Source organism: Herminiimonas arsenitoxidans (assembly GCF_900130075.1).
In the GTDB taxonomy this organism is placed as follows: domain Bacteria; phylum Pseudomonadota; class Gammaproteobacteria; order Burkholderiales; family Burkholderiaceae_D; genus Oxalicibacterium; species Oxalicibacterium arsenitoxidans.
In genome coordinates, this window is sequence record NZ_LT671418.1 from 3,270,214 (window position 1) to 3,289,746 (window position 19,533).

Consider the following 19,533-nt stretch of genomic DNA (forward strand, 5'->3'; position numbering starts at 1 on the left):
AACGCACTATTCACATGCTGCGCACGCTCTCCATCCGCGATTTCGTGATTGTCGATGCTATCGAACTTGAGTTCTCGCCCGGCTTCTCAGTTTTTACTGGGGAGACAGGTGCGGGCAAGTCCATCTTGATCGACGCCTTGGCACTTGCCTTGGGCGGTCGTGGCGATGCCAGCGTCGTGCGCGAAGGCGCAGCCAAGGCTGACATTACTGCGGAGTTTTCTGCCAGTACCGAGTTGGATGCATGGTTGGCCGAAAACGAATTCAGCAATGAAGACGGCGGTGCCTTGCTGCGTCGCGTAATAGACAACGCTGGTCGCTCCAAAGCCTTCATCAACGGCATTGCTGCTACCGCTACGCAACTGCGCGATTTGGGTGAAAAACTGGTCGATATCCATGGTCAGCATGCACATCAATCTCTGCTGAAAACCGACGCGCAACGCGTGTTGCTGGATAACCAGGCTGGTTTGCAGGATGAAGTAAAAGCTGTGGCCGCTGCGTATAAAACGTGGCGCGCACTCGCCAAGCAGCGTGAAGAATTCGAAACCAATGCCAAGAATGTTTTGCTGGAGCGTGAGCGTCTGGAATGGCAAGTTGGCGAGTTGGAGAAACTCGCAGCTAAGCCGGGCGAATGGGCTGACATCAGCAATGAACACAGTCGCTTGTCACATGCGGCCAGCCTGATCGAAGGCGCGCAAGAAGCTTTGGATTTAATCTCCGATGCTGATACACCGATGCTGTCGCAACTGTCATCGCTCAATACACGTATCGGTAAATTGGTTGATCTGGATGGCGGCTTGCAGCCAGTGCTGGATGCGCTGGAACCTGCGCGTATTCAATTGCAGGAAGCGGTGTATGCGCTCAATGATTACTTGAGTCGGGTCGAACTTGATCCTGCGCGTTTGCGCGAAGTTGAAATACGTCTGGAAAACATACATTCCACCTCACGTAAATTCCGCGTTGCGCCGGATGATTTGCCACAAGAACTGGAAACGCTGTCTGCGCAGTTGAAGCAATTGGCCGATGCCAGCGATCTGGATGCCTTGCGTGTGCAGGAAGAAAAACTGAAAGCGGCATACACCAGCGCTGCGCAAAAATTATCGAAAGCACGCGCCAAGGCTGCCAAGGCTTTGGGCGATGCAGTAACAGCCGCAATGCAGGAACTCAGCATGACCGGCGGCAAATTTGCGATAGCCTTGCAGCCGTGCGAACCAGCTTCCTATGGTTTGGAACAAATCGAATTCATGGTGGCAGCACATGCCGGTACCACGCCACGGCCGCTGGCCAAGGTGGCGTCGGGCGGCGAGTTGGCGCGTATTGCTCTGGCGATTTCTGTCATTACCTCCAGTGCGACAGCAACACCTACACTGATTTTCGATGAGGTTGATAGCGGCATAGGCGGTGGTGTGGCTGAAGTAGTGGGACGCTTGTTGCGTCGCCTCGGACAAGATCGCCAGGTATTGTGCGTCACGCATTTGCCGCAAGTTGCCAGCCAGGCCAATCAACACTTCCAGGTCAGCAAGCAAAGCAATCACGGAAAAACTGTGTCCTCTATCGATGCACTCGATGCTAATGCACGCGTGGAAGAAATCGCCCGTATGCTGGGTGGACTGGAAATCACGGCGACTACACGGTCCCACGCACGGGAATTGCTGGCGACCTAAGCAACGACGTTTGCTACTCTTCATACGGCGCGTTTGTATCACCCCATAAGATCAATAAGATTGAGAACTCATGTCCTTTAGAACTGAACCACCGTATACCCACGGCACCATACCGAAAACCGCGGTTGTGCTGGTCAACCTTGGTACTCCCGATGCACCAACGACATCTGCGGTGCGGCGTTACCTGAAGCAGTTTCTGTCCGATCCGCGTGTGGTGGAAGTTCCTCGCGCAATCTGGTGGTTTATTCTTCATTTCCTCATCCTGCCGTTTCGCTCTGGGCAATCCGCCAAAAAATACGCATCGATCTGGAGTAATGAGGGTTCGCCCTTGAAGGTGCATACCGAAAAACAAGCCAAGCTGCTGGGCGGTTATTTGGGCGAGCGCGGCCACAAGGTCAAAGTTGTCTACGCCATGCGCTATGGCCAGCCATCGGTGGCTAGCGTATTGCAGCAATTGAAGGCAGATGGTTGCGACCGAATTCTGGTGTTGCCTGCGTATCCGCAATATTCCGGCACGACGACCGCTTCCATTTTCGATGCTGTATTCAGCCATTACGCACAAGAGCGCAATGTGCCGGAGCTACGCTTCGTCAAGCATTACCACGATCACGACGGCTATATCCGTGCCTTGCGCAAGTCAGTGCTTGCTCACTGGGATATGGCCGGCCGGCCGGATAAATTGGTGATGAGCTTCCATGGCGTGCCGAAACGTACACTGACGCTGGGCGATCCCTATCATTGTGAATGCCATAAAACGGCGCGCTTGCTGGCGAAAGAGTTGGGGCTGACGCCGGATCAATATCTGGTGACCTTCCAATCGCGCTTCGGCAAGGCAGAATGGCTGCAGCCATACACCGCGCCCACTTTACGCAAACTGGCAAAAGAGGGCATCAACCGTGTCGATGTCATTTGTCCAGGATTTATCGGCGACTGCTTGGAAACCCTGGAAGAAATCGCGATGGAAGCACGTCACGACTTTATGAGCGCCGGCGGCAAGGACTTCAATTACATCCCATGCCTGAATGAAGACGACGCCTGGATTAAGGCAATGGCGGAAATTACGGAGTTGCACTTGATAGGCTGGCCGACTATTGTTCCGTCTTCGCAGCGTGAAGAGCAGGAGCAGGAGGCGCGACTCTCGCTGGAAGAGGCAAAACGTCTGGGCGCAGCCCAATAAAGCTCAAATTAGGCAGAAAAACAGTGGTTTTTATTGCAAAACCTTGAATTTTTGCAATTAAGCAGCATTTATGGAAGGTAAGAGCGTATCTGGCGCTTTTCCTTTCAAAGCGCTCATGTTGCGCGCATTGTTTTACAATGCGACATAACAAATGACTGCAGCCGCAACGGCGGTATAGGCCACAATCGATAGGGAAATGACTGGCAGTTTCATGATGTTTTCTATCGTCAGGGATGATGTCGTGAAAAATGGCGTCTTCACCCCTATAGCCTAGTTCGTGTGGAAAAAAATACCATCCCATGAACAGATGATTTTTTGTAACTAAGACCACACTGCAGCGTTTATCATCGCGTTTCGCGAATTAATTGGGAAGTCCGCCAGAATACCCCTTGAAATAGTGTGGGATAACCCCATGTGCACTGTCGCATTGGCATTTTTTGTCATAACTCATTGATTGTTGGAGATTTTTTCATGCAAGACCAAGATAAATACGCTGAGCAAGCAGCGTCGATCGACGAGCCGGTAACGGCTGAGGCGGCACCTGCTACTACTCCTACCCTGGAGGAGCAGCTCGCGGCGTCCCAATTGCTCGTACAAGAATTGCAGGACTCATTCTTGCGTGCCAAAGCCGAAGTAGAGAATTTCCGTCGCCGTGCGCAGGAAGATGTTACCCGTGCGCACAAATTTGCGATTGAAGGCTTTGCCGAGATGCTGGTTCCGGTAAAAGACAGCCTGGAAATGGCGTTGCAAGTAGAAACACCTTCCGTTGATTCACTGAAGGAAGGCGTGGAAATGACCTTGAAACAGCTGAGCGCTGCTTTCGAGAAGAATCGTTTGTTGGAAATTAAACCGCAACAAGGCGACAAACTGGACCCGATGAAACATCAGGCCATTTCCGTCGTCCCTGCCGATCAGGAAGCCAATACGATCGTCAGTACGCTGCAAAAAGGATATCTGATTGCAGATCGCTTGTTACGTCCGGCGCTGGTAACGGTTGCACAAGAAAAATAACTTGAAAGCACCTGTTTACGCCACATATTGACGTTAACAAATTTTGTATTTAACAGTTTCGCATCACAGACATTAAGGGAAAGACCATCATGGGCAAAATAATTGGTATTGATTTAGGTACGACCAACTCCTGCGTAGCAATCATGGAAGGTGGCAAGCCGAAAGTTATCGAAAACTCGGAAGGCGCACGTACTACGCCATCCGTTATTGCATATCAGGAAGACGGCGAAATTCTGGTTGGTGCACCGGCTAAACGTCAGGCAGTTACCAATCCAAAAAACACACTGTACGCAGTCAAGCGTTTGATCGGCCGTAAATTCGACGAAAAAGAAGTGCAGAAAGATATCGGCATGATGCCGTATCAAATCGTCAAAGCCGACAACGGCGACGCATGGATTTCCGTGCGCGACAAGAAGCTGGCTGCACAGCAAATTTCCGCAGAAATCCTGCGCAAAATGAAAAAAACCGCTGAAGACTATCTCGGCGAAGAAGTGACCGAAGCGGTCATCACCGTTCCTGCGTACTTCAACGATGCACAACGTCAAGCAACCAAAGACGCTGGCCGTATCGCTGGCCTGGACGTCAAGCGCATCATCAACGAGCCGACTGCGGCAGCGTTGGCGTTTGGTCTCGACAAAGGCGGCAAGGGTGATCGCAAGATCGCTGTGTACGATTTGGGCGGCGGTACTTTCGATATCTCGATCATTGAGATCGCAGACGTTGATGGCGAAATGCAATTTGAAGTGTTGTCGACCAATGGTGACACCTTCCTCGGTGGTGAAGATTTCGATCAACGCATCATCGACTACATCATCGACGAATTCAAAAAGATCAACGGTCTCGATCTGTCGAAAGACGCGATTGCGTTGCAACGTATCAAGGCTTCGGCAGAACGCGCGAAGATTGAATTGTCGTCGTCGCAACAAACTGAAATCAACGAACCGTATATCGCGATGGCGAACGGTGCACCTGTGCATTTGAACATGAAGATCACACGTGCAAAACTGGAATCGTTGGTTGAAGAACTGATCAGCAAAACCATTGCACCACTGAGCATCGCAATCAAGGATGCAGGCGTCAAAGTGTCTGACATCGACGACATCATTCTGGTCGGCGGTATGACCCGTATGCCTAAGGTGCAAGAGAAAGTAAAAGAATTCTTCGGCAAAGAACCACGCAAAGACGTCAACCCAGATGAAGCGGTTGCAGTCGGCGCAGCGATTCAAGGTTCGGTCTTGTCCGGTGATCGTAAAGATCTGTTGTTGCTCGACGTTACTCCGTTGTCCCTCGGTATTGAAACCCTGGGTGGCGTGATGACGAAGATGATTCAAAAGAACACCACGATCCCGACCAAGTTCAGCCAAGTGTTCTCGACCGCTGATGACAATCAGCCTGCGGTAACGATCAAAGTGTTCCAGGGCGAACGCGAGATGGCAGTTGGTAACAAAGCTTTGGGCGAATTCAATTTGGAAGGTATTCCACCATCAGCACGCGGTACGCCACAGATTGAAGTGACCTTCGACATCGATGCCAACGGTATTTTGCACGTCGGCGCGAAAGACAAGGCAACCGGCAAGGAAAACAAGATCACCATCAAGGCAAACTCTGGTTTGACCGAAGAAGAAATTCAAAAGATGGTGCAGGACGCCGAAGCCAATGCAGAAGAAGACAAACGTCTGAAAGAAGTTGCAGAAGCGCACAACCAAGGCGACGCGTTGGTGCATTCGACCCGCAAATCGTTGGCTGAATACGGCGACAAGCTGGAAGCCGGCGAGAAGGAAAAAATCGAAGCAGCGATTGCTGAGCTGGAAGAAGCATTGAAAGGTAGCGACAAAGCTGCCATCGATGAAAAATCCGCAGCCTTGTCAGCTGCTGCACAAAAACTCGGCGAAAAGATGTATGCCGATATGCAAGCACAACAAGCAGCAGGCGCTGCCGGTGCTGATGCAGGTGCGGGCGATGCTGGTCACGCTGGTCAAGCAGATGCGAAAGCACAGCATGACGACGTGGTTGATGCTGACTTCAAGGAAGTCAAAGACAAGTAATTTTGATTGGTCAAGCGGCTGGATTTATTAATGCAAAAGCTGCTTGGCACTTCAAATTACTGTTTTGAAGTGCTTTGTAATTTTCGTTAATTTGTCTGTGCCATGCAGACTCGCCGGGTCGAATGGTTCTCAAAAAACCGTCGACTCGGCGTTTTAGTTTAGATAGAACAAGGCGCCTACAAAATGGCAAAACGTGATTTTTACGAAATCCTCGGGCTGGGAAAAAATGCCACCGATGATGAAATCAAGAAGGCATATCGCAAGCTTGCAATGAAGCACCACCCGGATCGCAATCCGGATAGCAAGGGCGCGGAAGACAAGTTCAAGGAAGCTAAAGAAGCTTACGAGATGCTGTCCGACCCGCAAAAGCGCGATGCTTATGACCGTTATGGTCACGCCGGTGTCGATCCGAATATGGGTGGGGGCGGAGGTGGCGGTGGTTTTGCCGATGCCTTCGGCGATATCTTCGGCGACATCTTTGGTCAAGCTGGTGGTGGTCGCGGCGGTCGCAGCGGACCGCAGGTTTATCGCGGTGCCGATTTACGCTACAACCTCGAAATTACGCTGGAACAGGCGGCACACGGTTACGACACGACGATACGCGTTCCTTCATGGGATAGCTGCGAGACTTGTGACGGTAGCGGTGCCAAGCCGGGTACTTCGCCTATCAACTGCACCACGTGCGGCGGACATGGCCAGGTTCGTATGCAGCAAGGTTTCTTCAGCGTGCTGCAAACCTGCCCGAAATGTCACGGTAGCGGCAAGATCAATCCATCGCCTTGTGCTGCATGTAGCGGCGCAGGCAAGATCAAACGCAACAAGACGCTGGAAGTCAAAATCCCATCCGGGATTGATGACGGCATGCGGATTCGTTCGTCCGGTAACGGCGAGCCAGGTATGAACGGTGGTCCACCGGGCGATCTGTATGTGGAAATTCGCATCAAGCAACACGCGATGTTCCAGCGCGATGGCGACGATTTGCACTGCGAGATTCCAATTTCGTTTGCAAAAGCGGCATTGGGCGGCGAAATCGAAGTGCCAACCTTGAGCGGCAAGGCATCGTTCACGATTCCAGAAGGTACGCAGTCGGGCAAGACTTTCCGTTTGCGTAGCAAAGGCATCAAGGGCGTGCGTTCAGGCTATGCCGGTGATCTGTTCTGCCACGTGATTGTGGAAACACCAGTCACGCTGACAGAGCGTCAAAAGGAATTGTTGCGCGAGTTTGAGCAACTGACGGTAGAGGGCGGTTCCAAGCATAGCCCGCAGACCAAGTCGTGGAAAGACAAGGTCAAGGAATTCTTCGAGTAAGAATTTACCTTGCCCAGTAAATGCCGGTCGATTTTTCGACCGGCATTTTTTTTGGTTGCTCGCCAGCCTGCAAGGTTCTATGCTGGCTTCACAACAACCATTGGAGACACCATGAAACCGTTTAAAGCAATCGGCGGCATGCTGGCTGTGTGCTGCGCTCTGTTCTTTGCCCATACCGCAACGGCGGTCGAACTGGCCGGTGTAAAGCTCGATGACAGCGTGAAGGTCGCCAATCAGGATCTCAGGCTCAATGGTGCCGGCATACGTATCAAAGTGATCTTCAAGGTCTATGTCGCCGGCCTCTATCTGGCAGACAAGAAAACCACTACAGCCGATGTGTTGGCTGCGCCGGGTGCGCGGCGCGTCCACATTGTGATGTTGCGTGATGTTGGTAGTGAGGAGTTCGGCAAGGCTTTCACCAGCGGTATAGATCAAAATACTGATGCAAATGAGCGTGCTGCCTTGTCTGCACCTATGGCGAAATTCAACGCAATGTTTAGCTCCGTGTCTCAACTGAAAGAAGGTGATGTGCTAAACGTGGATTGGTTGCCCGGTAGTGGCATGACGGTGCAGTTGAACGGTAAGCGCATTCTTGAGCCGATAAACGATGCGGCGTTCTATAACGCGGTACTGCGTATCTGGCTGGGTGCAAAACCGGTCGACGATAAACTCAAACGGCAATTGCTCGGAGAGCAGTAAGTTGCTACATAACTCACAGAGCCTAGATAGTTAAAGCCGCTGACTGATTTGGTCAGCGGCTTTTTTATTGCCCATGCCTGCGTAATGCAGTCCATCCCTGGTCGATAATTCCAGATAAAATGGCAGCCACCGCTGATACGCCGTTTGTGTATTGAACTGGCAGCATGATTGATAAAAATGACAGAAAAAAAGAAAGAACCACTCGCGCTGGAGCAACTGTTCCAGAAAAACCGCAATTGGGCAGCAGCCATGGTGGCGCAGGATGCAGAATTCTTTGCAAAACTTGCCGCGCAGCAATCGCCTGAATATTTGTGGATAGGTTGTTCCGATAGTCGTGTTCCAGCAAATGAAATTGTCGATTTGCAGCCGGGCGAGTTATTCGTTCACCGTAATATCGCCAACGTGGTGGCGCACTCGGATTTGAATTGCTTATCGGTTCTGCAGTTTGCTATCGACGTGCTCGGCGTCAAGCATGTGATCGTATGCGGTCACTATGGCTGTTCCGGTGTACATGCGGCGATGACGCGTCGTCGCGTTGGTTTGGCAGATAACTGGTTGCGTCATGTGCAGGATGTGCACCAAAAGCATGGCCGCTATCTGCGCGATACCTTACCGACGCAGGCACAGCATGATCGCTTGTGTGAGTTGAATGTGATCGAGCAGGTCGCCAATGTATGTCGTACCACCATCGTGCAGGACGCATGGGAGCGTGGCCAGGAATTGACGATACATGGCTGGGTGTATGGCTTGAAGGATGGCTTGCTCAGCGATCTCGGCGTGACTATTGATTGCCCGGATGCTGCAGATGAAAAACTGAAGAATAGTTTTGCGCGGTATGAACAAGTGGAAGAACGTGTTGATCCAAGTGCCGATTGAGACTATCGCAATACGGCGTGAATAGAAAAATTTCACTACAAATCACTAGCGTCAGCCCGGAGGCGATATGAAATGGGAAGGTAATCGCGAAAGCGACAACGTTGAAGACAGGCGCGGTAGTGGCGGCGGTGGCTTCGGCGGTCGCTCTATTGGTATCGGCACCATCGTCATCGCATTGCTGGGTTCTTATTTTCTCGGCATCAATCCAGCGACGATTATCAGTCTGTTGAGTGGTGGTCCAGGTCAATTGCAATCACAGCAGGCACCGGCGCAACGTCCTCCGGCTGATGATCAAACGGCGAAGTTTGTTTCAACGGTATTGGCTGATACGGAAGATACCTGGGGTCCTATTTTCCGCGAGAGCGGCGGGACTTACGTGAGGCCGAAACTGGTGCTGTTTTCCGGTCAGACGCCTACAGCGTGCGGCACTGGCGATACAGCCGCAGGCCCTTTTTATTGCCCTGGCGACCAGAAGGTATATATCGATCTGGAGTTCTTCCAAACCATGCGTGATCGCTTCCGCGTATCCAGCAACTTTGCGCAAGCTTATGTGATTGCACATGAGGTTGGGCATCATGTGCAGCACATCAGCGGCATCATGGATAAAGTGGAACAGGCAAAACGCGGTGGATCGCAAAAGCAGGCGAATGCCTTGTCAGTCAAAGTCGAGTTGCAGGCAGATTGCTTTGCCGGTGTCTGGGCGTACCACGCCAATCAGGCGCGCAGCATATTGGAAAACGGCGATGTGGAAAGCGCATTGAAGGCAGCCAGTGCGATTGGCGATGATGCCTTGCAGCGGCAATCGCAAGGTGTGGTGGTGCCGGATTCATTTACACATGGCACGTCTGCACAACGTGTGCGTTGGTTCCAGCGTGGCATACAGCGCGGCGACTTAAATGATTGCAATACCTTTGCGGCCAGAGAGCTTTAATTACACTATTTGATTACAATCGCGCACTTGCCAAAGTGAGTTGGCAGTTTGCGTCGATTTTGCAGGAGAGAATAAATGGAAGATTCCGAATTGGCAGTACTACGTGTCGAGATCGACAAGATCGATGCACAAATGGTGGAGTTGTTAGCTAAACGCTTCAACATTACGAATCAGGTGGGTGCACTGAAGGCGCAGAAGAAGTTAAGCGCAATAGATCCAGAGCGCGAAGCGCGACAGGCGCAACGCTATACCGAGCTGGCAAATGAATTCGGCGTGAAGCCGCAAGTGGTGCAGAATTTGTTTCGTGGCATCATCGACGAAGTTGTCGTCAATCATCGCGCGATTGCCATGCAAACGGCGTTTCAGTAAAAAACTAAAATGCAGCAACGACTCAGATTCGTTGCTGCATAAAATCACGCCAGTCATTTCAGTGATAGTTGCAATGTTAGGTTTAACGCTGCAACTATCTCATCAGACCTTATCGCTTCAGAAGCAATGTTCCGGTGCAGGGAAGGAGCCATCCTTGACTGCTGCAATATAGGCGCGTGTTGCGCCTTCTATGCTGGTCTGGCCTTCCATGAAGTTGCGGACGAAGCGGGCTTTCTTGCCAGGGAAGACGTTGATGTAGTCATGCAGCACCAGCACTTGTCCTGAGCAATCAGGGCCTGCACCGATACCGATAGTCGGCATGGCAACCAGTTCAGTGACTTCCTTGCCCAGTGATGCAGGAATCGCTTCCAGCAATAACATGGAGGCACCGGCAGCTTGCAGTGCCAGCGCGTCGCTTTTCAATTGTTCTGCCGCTTCTGCGGTCTTGCCTTGTACTTTGTAACCACCAAACTGATGCACAAACTGCGGCGTCAAGCCCAGATGCACCATGACCGGGATCGCACGTTCAGTCAGAAAACGAACAGTGTCTGCCATCCAGGCACCGCCTTCAAGTTTGACCATTTGTGCGCCGGCTTGCACCAGCTTGACTGCATTCTTGAAGGCTTCTTCTTTCGTTGCATAGGAGCCGAATGGCATGTCGGACATGACGAATGCAGTCTTGGAGCCGCGTGCTACGCAAGCGGTGTGATAGGCGACATCTTCTATCGTCACCGGCAAGGTTGAATTATGACCTTGGCACACCATACCGAGCGAATCGCCTATCAGGATCATCTCTACGCCGCAGGTATCCATCATCGACGCGAAGCTTGCATCGTAGGCGGTCAGCATGGTGATCTTCTCGCCGCGTTCTTTCATCGCGAGCAGGGATGGGACGGTTACTGCTTTGGTACGTGCTTCTTGCAAATAGCTGGACATACTTATTCTCCACGGCTAAAAAATTCGCGTTTTCCACGCATGTTGGCAATGCGTGTCAGTAACAGCGCAAAGTCTTCATCATTATCAATCGGGTTCAAATGTTCGGTATTGACGATCAGTAGCGGAGCCGTATCGTATTCATAAAAAATACGGCTATAGCTTTCGCACAGGCGATGCATATAGTTTTCAGAAATGCCGGCTTCCATCGGAATGCCGCGCTTTCTGATGCGATCGATCAGGGTTTGCGGTTCTGCCTGCAGATAGATCACCAGATCAGGTAAAGGCGCTTGCGGACGCAGGTGATCATAGAGTTGCTGATACAGCGCTAATTCATCGTCGCTCAGCGTCAGGCGTGCAAAGATAGGGTCTTTGTCCAGCAGGAAATCGGACACGATACGGGTATCGAACAAATCTGGTTGCGCCAGGTCGCGTAATTGATTCATGCGTTGCAGCAGGAAAAACATTTGCGTCGGCAAGGCGTAACGTGCCGCGTCGCGATAAAACTTTTCGAGGAAAGGGTTCTCTTCCGGCAACTCCAGCAATGTTTGTGCGCCAAGTTTTTCTGCGAGCTTGCGTGCAAGTGTCGTCTTGCCAGCACCAATGGCACCTTCTACCACGACATATTTGTATTTTTCAAAATCCATAATGATGGCTTATTGTCCGTTTCTGTTAGCGGTGTTGCGATGGCATTGCACGCAGCGTCATGTGCGGAAGATGAAATAAACCGCACCGACTAAACACAGTGCTGCCCATACATAATCCAGCTTGAACGGCTGCCCCATAAAAACGATGGCAAATGGCACGAACACCGTGAGTGTAATCGCTTCCTGCATAATTTTCAGTTGAGCCAAACTGAACTGTGTATAGCCGATGCGATTGGCAGGCACTTGCAGTAAATATTCGAACAGCGCGATACCCCAGCTGATCAGCGCGGCTATCCACCAAGGCTTGGACGCAAGCCCTTTCAAATGGCCATACCAGGCGATGGTCATGAACACGTTCGATAGCGTCAATAAGCCGATTGTTTGAACGATTACAGGAATCTGCATGGCGGCCTCGTGAAGTGAATATTCATTCTGGGGAGTGGGTAATGCTGGATGTTTGAGTTGATTGCAGAAGCTGTTAAGCAATCTTCCGTATCGCTTGATCTGCGACTGCAGGCACGAATTGATGTGCTGCACCTAGTCCGGGAATGATGATGAAGGGATCGATTTGCAGCAATGGTATCAGTACGAATGCGCGTGCTGTCATGCGCGGGTGCGGCACGGATAAGGTAGGTGTAGCAATGATCTCATCGCCATACAACAACACATCAAGATCGAGTGTACGTGGTGCATTGAAGTAAGGACGTTCACGTCCGAACGTTTGTTCCAGTGCCAGCAATGCCTGCAACAATTCTTCGGCAGACAGGCTGGTGGTCACACGTGCAACGGCATTGATGTAATCGTCGCCGCTGGAATCGATAGGTGCTGTACGGAAGAGGGAAGACTGCCCGGTCACGCGTGTGGTGGGCAGTTGATCCAGTTCAGTCAATGCACGCAGAACATGGCCCTCGGCATCACCCAGATTCGAGCCGATGCCAATGTAAGCGGTGATCTGCGGTTTGCTCATTCCGGTGCGGTTGGATTGGTTTTGCGTGAACGGCTACGGCGACGTGGACGTTTTTTTGCCGGGACTTCGCTTGCGCTTGCAGCGGGTTTTTTTGCCAACAGTGCTTCGCGGCTTGGGCCGTCTGCTTCCATGAATGCAGTCCACCATTCGCCAATTTCGCTATCGATTTCACCAGACGCACAACGCAGCAACAGGAAATCGTAGCCGGCGCGCATGCGCAGATGTTCGAGCAGTTTGTATGGCGATTTACCGACACGACGTTCGAAGCGCGGTTGCATCGCCCAGATATCGCGCATATCGGATGCGATCTTGCGTTGCAATGCGAGCTTGTCAGTTTGTGTATTCAAGACATCGTCGGCTGCCAGATGCAGAGCTGGAATCGGATATTCGCCAGCCGCTTGATAGGCCGTCCATTTTTCCAATACTTGATGCCACAAAAGTGAAGCGAACAGGAAGCCGGGAGAAACCGGTTTGCCTTGCTTGACGCGTTCGTCGGTGCTGGCTAATGCCAAGCGTACGAATTTTTCACCCAGCGGTTGTTCCAGTACGACGTCGAGTAAAGGCAGCAAGCCGTGGTGCAAACCTTCCTTGCGCAATTGTTGCAAACAGGCGAGTGCGGAACCGCTCATCAGCAGTTTCAACATTTCATCGAATACGCGTGCTGCAGGTACGTTGTTGATCAACGGTGCCATCACGCTGATCGGTGCACTGGTGGCTGGATCGATGGTGAAGTTGAGCTTGGCAGCGAAGCGTACGACGCGCAGCAGACGTACCGGATCTTCGCGGTAACGTGCTTCCGGTACGCCGATGATGCGCAGTGTCTTATTGCGGATATCGGCCATGCCACCGTGATAGTCCAGCACGGTTTGTGTGGCCGGATCGTAGTACATCGCATTGATGGTGAAGTCGCGGCGCAGCGCATCTTCATGTTGTTCGCCGAAGGTGTTGTCGCGCAGTACGCGACCGTGTTCATCCTTGGGTGCTGCATCGGTCGAGGTACCGCGGAAGGTGGTGACTTCCAGCAAATCCTGACCGAACATGACGTGTACGATTTGAAAACGTTTGCCGATGATGAAGGCGCGGCGGAACAGGCGTTTGACTTGTTCCGGCGTCGCATTGGTTGCGATATCGAAATCTTTAGGTTTGACACCCAGCAGCAGATCGCGCACGGCGCCACCGACTAAAAAGGCTTTGTATCCTGCCTGCTGCAAAGTGCTGGTGACACGTATCGCATTGGAAGAAACCAATTGCGGATCGATGCCGTGCTCTTTTGCAGTCAGTACCACCGGTTGGGTGTGGTCACCTGTTTTTTGTTTTGTGCCGAGGATACGACGGATAAGCTTTTTAATCATTGAATAGATTGATGATCGGCCAGCCCTGCGCTTGAGCGTGCGCAGTCAGCAAGGCGTTGGGGTTGGTTGCAATCGGATGAGTGACGATGGACAACAAGGGAATATCGTTTTGCGAGTCGCTATAAAAATAGCTGCGTTCGAAATCCTTCAAGGAAAGGCCGCGCGCGGCCAGCCACGCATTGGTATGTGTGATTTTACCTGCGCCTGAGGTTGGGATGCCAACTAGTTTTCCGGTCAGATTGCCGTCCGGCTTGAGTTCCGGTTCGGCGGCGATCAAATGTTCGACGCCGAGCGCTTGCGCAATCGGTGCCGTAATAAAGCGATTAGTCGCCGTGACGATGGCAATCAGATCGCCGGCGTCTTGATGTTTTTTCAATAGATCGCGTGCTGGCGGCAGGATAACCGGATCAATAACTTCTTTCATGAAGGCTTGATGCCAGTCGTCCAGTTGCGTACGCGGGAATTGTGCGAGTGTGCCGAGCACGAACTCCTGGTATTCGGTGGGATTCAAGGTGCCATTCTGGTACTGCACAAAGAATTCAGCATTACGCTCAGCATAAGCTGCCTGGTCTACTGCACCGGTACGAGAGAGAAATTGTCCCCATTCGTAATCGGAGTCGATCGGGAGCAGCGTGTGGTCGAGGTCGAATAAAGCCAGGTTTGTCATGAATTTGATTCGGAATTTGCGTCATTTTCCCGTTGCAACAGTTCGCGCAGCAAGGGGAGGGTAATTGGTCGTTTTGTTTCCAGTGAGTACTGATCGAGTGCGTCCAGCATCGCCGATAAAGAGCGCATATCGCGCGCAAAATGCGTAATGAGGTAGGGTAACACGCCCGGCGACAGTGTCAGCCCGCGCGCGGTGGCCGTGTGCGTCAAGGCAGCAATCTTTTCTTCATCGCTCAAGCCGTGTACCTGATAGATCAAGCCCCAGCCGAAGCGGGTGCGTAAATCTTCGCGCACGGTAAGGGTGGCGGGTGCGGCGTTGCCGGCGGCGATCAGGCAGCCGCCTTGTTCGCGTACCTGGTTAAAGAGCGCAAAGGCGGCAATTTGTGTGTCAGGCGTCAGTTTGTGGCTATCGTCGATCAGGTAGAGCGTGGTCGCCGTGTCGTACAGGAAGTCATCAGTCGTGGCATCGCCGGCGATATAGCGGGCTTGCGGCGTTTCAGCCATGGCGCGCAGCAGATGCGTTTTGCCGGCACCGGCATCGCCCCATATATAGACGAAGCGCTCGTCCAGCCCATTTGGGCTACCTTGCGACAGGCGTTGCAGCAACTGAGCCAATTCTTCATTGGCTCCGACTACAAACGATTCCAGCGTCTGTGGTTTTTCGGCGGGTAAATCGAGTAACAACTGCCTCATGCTTGTTTCGTCATATTTATTTGTGAAAAAGGCAATGCTCGTATTTGGCAAGAAAGGCTCGAATAAAGCCGTTTCATGGCAAACACAGAGACATATCCCTGTTTATTTTGCTGGTTCGGTAAAGAAAGTGACATCAAATGAGGGAGGAGGGGGATCGATTTGATAAAATACCGCTTAGCCCGAATTATAGAGCCTGAATCATCCTGTTTTGGAAGCGCGCATATTTTGATTTTGCTCGCGATGACTCCCGCTCATTGCGATCCTGATCCGCTTCGTCCTCCAAAACAATGATCCACAGGTCAGCCATCCGGCCACAACCGTCTATTTTACTGCCTCTGCTGCCAATCACATCATGAGTTCCACTTCTAATATTTCACTTTCCTATCGCGACGCTGGTGTTGACATCGATGCGGGCGATGCCCTGGTCGAAGCGATCAAGCCATTTGCCAAGCGCACCATGCGCGAAGGCGTAATGGGCGGCCTCGGCGGTTTCGGTGCCATGTTCGAAATCAGCAAGAAGTACAAAGAGCCGGTGCTGGTATCCGGTACCGATGGCGTCGGCACCAAGCTGAAGCTGGCATTTGAATTGAATCGTCACGACACGGTCGGTATCGATCTGGTCGCGATGAGCGTCAACGACATTCTGGTACAAGGCGCAGAGCCTTTGTTCTTCCTCGATTACTTCGCTTGCGGCAAGCTCGATGTAGCGATCGCAACAGACGTGATCAAAGGCGTGGCCAAAGGCTGCGAGCAAGCAGGTTGCGCGTTGATTGGTGGCGAAACTGCTGAAATGCCTAGCATGTACCCAGCTGGCGAATACGATCTGGCCGGCTTCGCAGTCGGTGCAGTCGAAAAATCGAAAATCATCGATGGCACCAAAATCGCTCCGGGCGACGTCGTCCTGGGTCTGGCTTCGTCGGGTGCGCACTCCAACGGTTATTCGCTGGTACGCAAGATCATCTCGGTCGCGAATCCAGACTTGAATGCTGATTTCCACGGTCGCAAACTGGCTGACGTGTTGATGGAACCTACCCGCATTTACGTCAAACCGTTGCTGGCACTGATGGCAGCTATGGAAGTCAAAGGCATGGTCCACATCACTGGCGGTGGCTTGGTGGAAAACATTCCACGCGTATTGCAGCCGCATTTGACCGCTGTGCTGGAAAGCAGCGCATGGGATATGCCGCCATTGTTCAAATGGTTGCAACAACACGGTGGTGTGGCTGACGCAGAAATGCATCGCGTCTTCAACTGCGGTATTGGTATGACCGTGATCGTGGCGAAAGAAAATGCAGATGCAGCGATGGCGCAATTGAAAGCTGCTGGCGAAACCGTCATGCGCATCGGTGAAATCCGCGAGCGTGCAGAAGGTCAGGCGCAAACCATCGTTCTGTAATTCTTGTGCTGTAAAAGCACACGTAATAAATTAAAAAGGCTGCAACACATAGTGTTGCAGCCTTTTTCTTTGTCCGGATGAATTCGGTTTAATGTTGTTTGTTATTGCCTTCGTCTTGCGCCAGCGTTTGTAGCGGCGCTGGCGTTGCGGTCGTAGTGTCGATACCGAATTTGGCAGGGGGCAAGATACGCAGTGGCTGGCTCTTCTGCGCCTGACTGGAGAGCACATTGCTGCTGGCATCCGGTGCTGCATTCCACACCGGATCATCTATGCTTTCAAACACTGATTTCAATTGCTTGCCCCAGGTGCTGCGTATCATCTGGAAGTACTGATTGTTTTCATCAATGGTAACGAAGCGGGTGACAGCCAGTGTGTCCGTTTCATAAATCAGCAAATCGAGTGGTAGACCGACCGAGATATTCGAGCGCAAGGTTGAGTCCATTGAAATCAATGCGCACTTCGCCGCTTCATCCAGTGGCGTATCGGTGCTGACGATGCGGTCAATGATGGGTTTGCCGTATTTCGATTCACCGATCTGAAAATATGTATTCTCATCGTGTGATTCGATGAAGTTACCGGCGGAATACATCTGGAACAAACGACAACGTTCGCCCTTGATCTGCCCGCCAAAAATCATGCTGGCATTGAAGTCGATGCCGAATTGCTCCAAAGTAGCTGCATCGCGATCATGTACGACGCGGATGGCTTCGCCGACGACTTGTGCCGCTTCATACATGGACGACACGTTCCAGATACTTTTTCCGCTGGCTGTTGTGTGTTCAGCAATGATTTGACGCACGGATTGCGAAATCGACAAGTTCCCCGCTGTCATCAAGACAATCAAGCGGTCGCCCGGTATCTCGAAGATGTTCATCTTGCGGAAGGTGCCGACGTGATCTACGCCGGCATTGGTGCGCGAATCAGAGAGAAAAACCAGCCCGGCATCCAGGCGCATCGCAACACAATAAGTCATGGTGATGAAGGAAAAAGCAAAACGCGAATTTTACAGGAAGAGGGAATGTTCTTCATTTCTTCCACTATTGCGACAACATCGGTACTACCTTGACGCTGACATCCAGTGACTCTTCGCCACCACCGCGTCGCACACCGCTGACTGGTGCGGCTGAATCGTAATCGCGTGCGACAGCCAGACGGCAATGCGCATCGCTGGCATATCCGGCATGTGTGACGTCTATGCTGACCCAGCCGGTGAAGTCATTTTCTTCTACCCAAACATCAACCCATGCATGACTTTCTGCATGGCCAGTGCTGCCGGAATCGATATAGCCGGATACATAGCGCGTGGGTATGCATCGGGTGTGACAGCAGGCAATGAATAAATGCGCATGATCTTGGCATACGCCCTGGCCCAGTTGTAGTGCATCGTTGGCGGTGGTGGTCACACCGGTTGCACCGCTTTGGTACATCACTGCACCACAAATTGCTTCGGCCAGTTGCAACAAATCGCTGCTGCTGTTGCCGCGCAAATGTTGTGCGGCAAATGCGCGGATATGTTCACTAGGTTCAGTCAGACGCGTCGTCACGGTGAAAACCAGCGGCGATAAAGCACCGTTTTCCAGCAGACGGCCACGATCAAGTGGCGTGATATCGACTTCGCCGGCGACCACAATGCGGACTACATCATGTTTGCCGGTAATCGTCAGCATGTGACATAGATTGCCGAAGGCATCGGCGAACGCATGCCGTTGGCCTGAAGTATCGATATGCCAGGACAAGAGGTGTTGGTGTGATTCAACGCGCGGCGTCAGGCGCAATTGCTGGATGGTGTATGCCAGTGGCGATGTGTATCGATACAGGGTTTCATGGCGGATAGCGAGTCGCATCTAGGCCGCCAATGGAACGAGGAATTCGCGGCTGATGCGATTTCCGAGTTCATAAATGTGTTCAAAGAATTCTGTCAGATAGTCGTGCAAACCTTCTTTCAGAATGTCGTTGATGGAGGCAAATTTCAGCTCGGCGTGCAGCTTGCCAGCGAAGCGCAGCGTGTCGTTGTGCGTGTCATCAGTGACCATGCGCAGATTACGTACGACTTCTGTCAGACAGGCTAGTAGCGAGCGCGGCATGTCGGCGTGCAGCATCAACAGATCGGCAACGCGTGCCGGTGTGATCGCATCACGATAGACCTTGCGGTAAATCTCAAAGGCGGAGACAGAGCGCAGAATGGCGGCCCAATAGTAAAAGTCGAGCTGGTTTTCATTCCGCAGTTTTTCGCGCGATTGCGTAGCGGCGCCATGAAACTTGACGTCGAGTATGCGTGCGGTGTTGTCGGCCCGTTCGAGGAAGGTGCCGAGTCGGATGAAATAGAGTGCTTCGTCCTGCAACATGGTGCCGAAGGTGACACCGCGCGACAGGTGTGAGCGATGTTTGACCCATTCAAAAAATTGGCTGGGATCGTGTTCAAACTCACTTTCATTGAGCTGATTGTGCATCTCCAGCCAGGTAGTGTTGTGGGTTTCCCAGACTTCAGTGGTGAGCGTGCCACGTACGGCGCGCGCATTCTCACGTGCGGCGCGCAGACAGGATGCAATTGACGATGCATGCGTGGTATCGCGTACCAAGAAGTGCAGCACATTATCTGGCGTCACTTTCGGATGTTTTTGATCGTAGGCATCCTGCAATTCAGAGATACCTAGTGTCGCGCGCCAGCCTTGTTCGGCAGCGTGTGCAGATTGTGGCAACAAGGCGGTCTGAACATTCACATCCAGCATGCGGGCGGTATTCTCGGCGCGCTCGGTATAGCGCGCCATCCAGAACAGGTGATCGGCTGTGCGACTGAGCATC

The 19,533-nt window shown here is 52.2% G+C and carries 21 protein-coding genes; 10 read left to right on the forward strand and 11 right to left on the reverse strand.

What is annotated here, in order from left to right; all coding sequences use genetic code 11:
• Positions 1–14: 14 nt before the first annotated feature.
• Entirely contained in the window at positions 15–1,661 is a 1,647-nt protein-coding gene (gene recN, locus BQ6873_RS15525) for a DNA repair protein RecN (RefSeq protein ID WP_076593462.1), read from the forward strand.
• Positions 1,662–1,731: 70 nt separating this feature from the next.
• Entirely contained in the window at positions 1,732–2,838 is a 1,107-nt protein-coding gene (gene hemH, locus BQ6873_RS15530) for a ferrochelatase (protein ID WP_076593463.1), read from the forward strand.
• A 132-nt stretch (positions 2,839–2,970) separates the two neighbouring features.
• Here hemH and BQ6873_RS18370 read toward each other — a convergent pair whose 3' ends face one another.
• Positions 2,971–3,099 carry a hypothetical protein gene (locus BQ6873_RS18370; RefSeq protein WP_269457247.1) on the reverse strand — a complete coding sequence of 43 codons (129 nt, stop codon included), beginning with the start codon at positions 3,097–3,099 and terminating at the stop codon, positions 2,971–2,973.
• Positions 3,100–3,309: 210 nt separating this feature from the next.
• On the opposite strand from BQ6873_RS18370, the gene grpE reads away from it, so the two are divergent.
• The 7 genes from grpE to BQ6873_RS15565 all read left to right on the forward strand — a co-directional run bounded on the left by grpE (position 3,310) and on the right by BQ6873_RS15565 (position 10,077).
• On the forward strand, positions 3,310–3,849 hold the full coding sequence (gene grpE / locus BQ6873_RS15535; protein ID WP_076593464.1) for a nucleotide exchange factor GrpE: 540 nt from the start codon (positions 3,310–3,312) through the stop codon (positions 3,847–3,849).
• An 89-nt stretch (positions 3,850–3,938) separates the two neighbouring features.
• Entirely contained in the window at positions 3,939–5,894 is a 1,956-nt protein-coding gene (dnaK, locus tag BQ6873_RS15540; RefSeq protein WP_076593465.1) for a molecular chaperone DnaK, read from the forward strand.
• A gap of 183 nt (positions 5,895–6,077) precedes the next feature.
• Positions 6,078–7,202 (forward strand): molecular chaperone DnaJ, encoded by a 1,125-nt coding sequence (dnaJ, locus tag BQ6873_RS15545; RefSeq protein ID WP_076593466.1) that lies wholly within the window; start codon positions 6,078–6,080, stop codon positions 7,200–7,202.
• A gap of 111 nt (positions 7,203–7,313) precedes the next feature.
• Positions 7,314–7,901: a chalcone isomerase family protein gene (locus BQ6873_RS15550; protein WP_076593467.1), complete on the forward strand. Its 588-nt coding sequence runs from the start codon at positions 7,314–7,316 to the stop codon at positions 7,899–7,901.
• Positions 7,902–8,078: 177 nt separating this feature from the next.
• Positions 8,079–8,777, forward strand: coding sequence for a carbonate dehydratase (gene can / locus BQ6873_RS15555; RefSeq protein WP_076593468.1), 699 nt, complete (start codon positions 8,079–8,081; stop codon positions 8,775–8,777).
• A gap of 67 nt (positions 8,778–8,844) precedes the next feature.
• Positions 8,845–9,708 carry a KPN_02809 family neutral zinc metallopeptidase gene (gene ypfJ / locus BQ6873_RS15560; protein WP_076593469.1) on the forward strand — a complete coding sequence of 288 codons (864 nt, stop codon included), beginning with the start codon at positions 8,845–8,847 and terminating at the stop codon, positions 9,706–9,708.
• Between the two features lie 75 nt (positions 9,709–9,783).
• Complete coding sequence (locus BQ6873_RS15565; protein WP_076593470.1) at positions 9,784–10,077, forward strand: chorismate mutase; 294 nt, start codon at positions 9,784–9,786, stop codon at positions 10,075–10,077.
• 117 nt (positions 10,078–10,194) lie between these two features.
• Here the strand turns inward: BQ6873_RS15565 and panB are convergent, their stop codons facing one another.
• The 7 genes from panB to hda all read right to left on the reverse strand — a co-directional run bounded on the left by panB (position 10,195) and on the right by hda (position 15,335).
• On the reverse strand, positions 10,195–11,013 hold the full coding sequence (panB, locus tag BQ6873_RS15570; protein WP_076593471.1) for a 3-methyl-2-oxobutanoate hydroxymethyltransferase: 819 nt from the start codon (positions 11,011–11,013) through the stop codon (positions 10,195–10,197).
• Between the two features lie 2 nt (positions 11,014–11,015).
• Complete coding sequence (locus tag BQ6873_RS15575) at positions 11,016–11,657, reverse strand: deoxynucleoside kinase (protein ID WP_076593472.1); 642 nt, start codon at positions 11,655–11,657, stop codon at positions 11,016–11,018.
• A 57-nt stretch (positions 11,658–11,714) separates the two neighbouring features.
• Positions 11,715–12,062 carry a DMT family protein gene (locus tag BQ6873_RS15580; RefSeq protein WP_076593473.1) on the reverse strand — a complete coding sequence of 116 codons (348 nt, stop codon included), beginning with the start codon at positions 12,060–12,062 and terminating at the stop codon, positions 11,715–11,717.
• A 73-nt stretch (positions 12,063–12,135) separates the two neighbouring features.
• Positions 12,136–12,624, reverse strand: coding sequence for a 2-amino-4-hydroxy-6-hydroxymethyldihydropteridine diphosphokinase (folK, locus tag BQ6873_RS15585; RefSeq protein WP_076593474.1), 489 nt, complete (start codon positions 12,622–12,624; stop codon positions 12,136–12,138).
• Positions 12,621–13,976: a polynucleotide adenylyltransferase PcnB gene (gene pcnB / locus BQ6873_RS15590; protein ID WP_076593475.1), complete on the reverse strand. Its 1,356-nt coding sequence runs from the start codon at positions 13,974–13,976 to the stop codon at positions 12,621–12,623. The genes folK and pcnB overlap by 4 nt, the downstream gene beginning before the upstream one ends.
• Positions 13,969–14,643 carry a histidinol-phosphatase gene (locus tag BQ6873_RS15595; protein WP_076593476.1) on the reverse strand — a complete coding sequence of 225 codons (675 nt, stop codon included), beginning with the start codon at positions 14,641–14,643 and terminating at the stop codon, positions 13,969–13,971. The genes pcnB and BQ6873_RS15595 overlap by 8 nt, the downstream gene beginning before the upstream one ends.
• Positions 14,640–15,335: a DnaA regulatory inactivator Hda gene (gene hda, locus BQ6873_RS15600; protein WP_076593477.1), complete on the reverse strand. Its 696-nt coding sequence runs from the start codon at positions 15,333–15,335 to the stop codon at positions 14,640–14,642. Before hda ends, BQ6873_RS15595 begins: the two co-directional genes overlap by 4 nt.
• Positions 15,336–15,687: 352 nt before the next feature.
• On the opposite strand from hda, the gene purM reads away from it, so the two are divergent.
• Entirely contained in the window at positions 15,688–16,731 is a 1,044-nt protein-coding gene (gene purM / locus BQ6873_RS15605; protein WP_076593478.1) for a phosphoribosylformylglycinamidine cyclo-ligase, read from the forward strand.
• An 88-nt stretch (positions 16,732–16,819) separates the two neighbouring features.
• On the opposite strand, the gene BQ6873_RS15610 is transcribed toward purM, so the two are convergent.
• The 3 genes from BQ6873_RS15610 to BQ6873_RS15620 form a co-directional block, all read right to left on the reverse strand.
• Positions 16,820–17,704, reverse strand: coding sequence for a proteasome-type protease (locus BQ6873_RS15610; protein WP_076593479.1), 885 nt, complete (start codon positions 17,702–17,704; stop codon positions 16,820–16,822).
• A gap of 64 nt (positions 17,705–17,768) precedes the next feature.
• Entirely contained in the window at positions 17,769–18,575 is an 807-nt protein-coding gene (locus BQ6873_RS15615; protein ID WP_076593480.1) for a transglutaminase family protein, read from the reverse strand.
• Positions 18,576–19,532 carry an alpha-E domain-containing protein gene (locus BQ6873_RS15620; RefSeq protein ID WP_076593481.1) on the reverse strand — a complete coding sequence of 319 codons (957 nt, stop codon included), beginning with the start codon at positions 19,530–19,532 and terminating at the stop codon, positions 18,576–18,578.
• Between the last annotated feature and the right edge of the window lies 1 nt (position 19,533).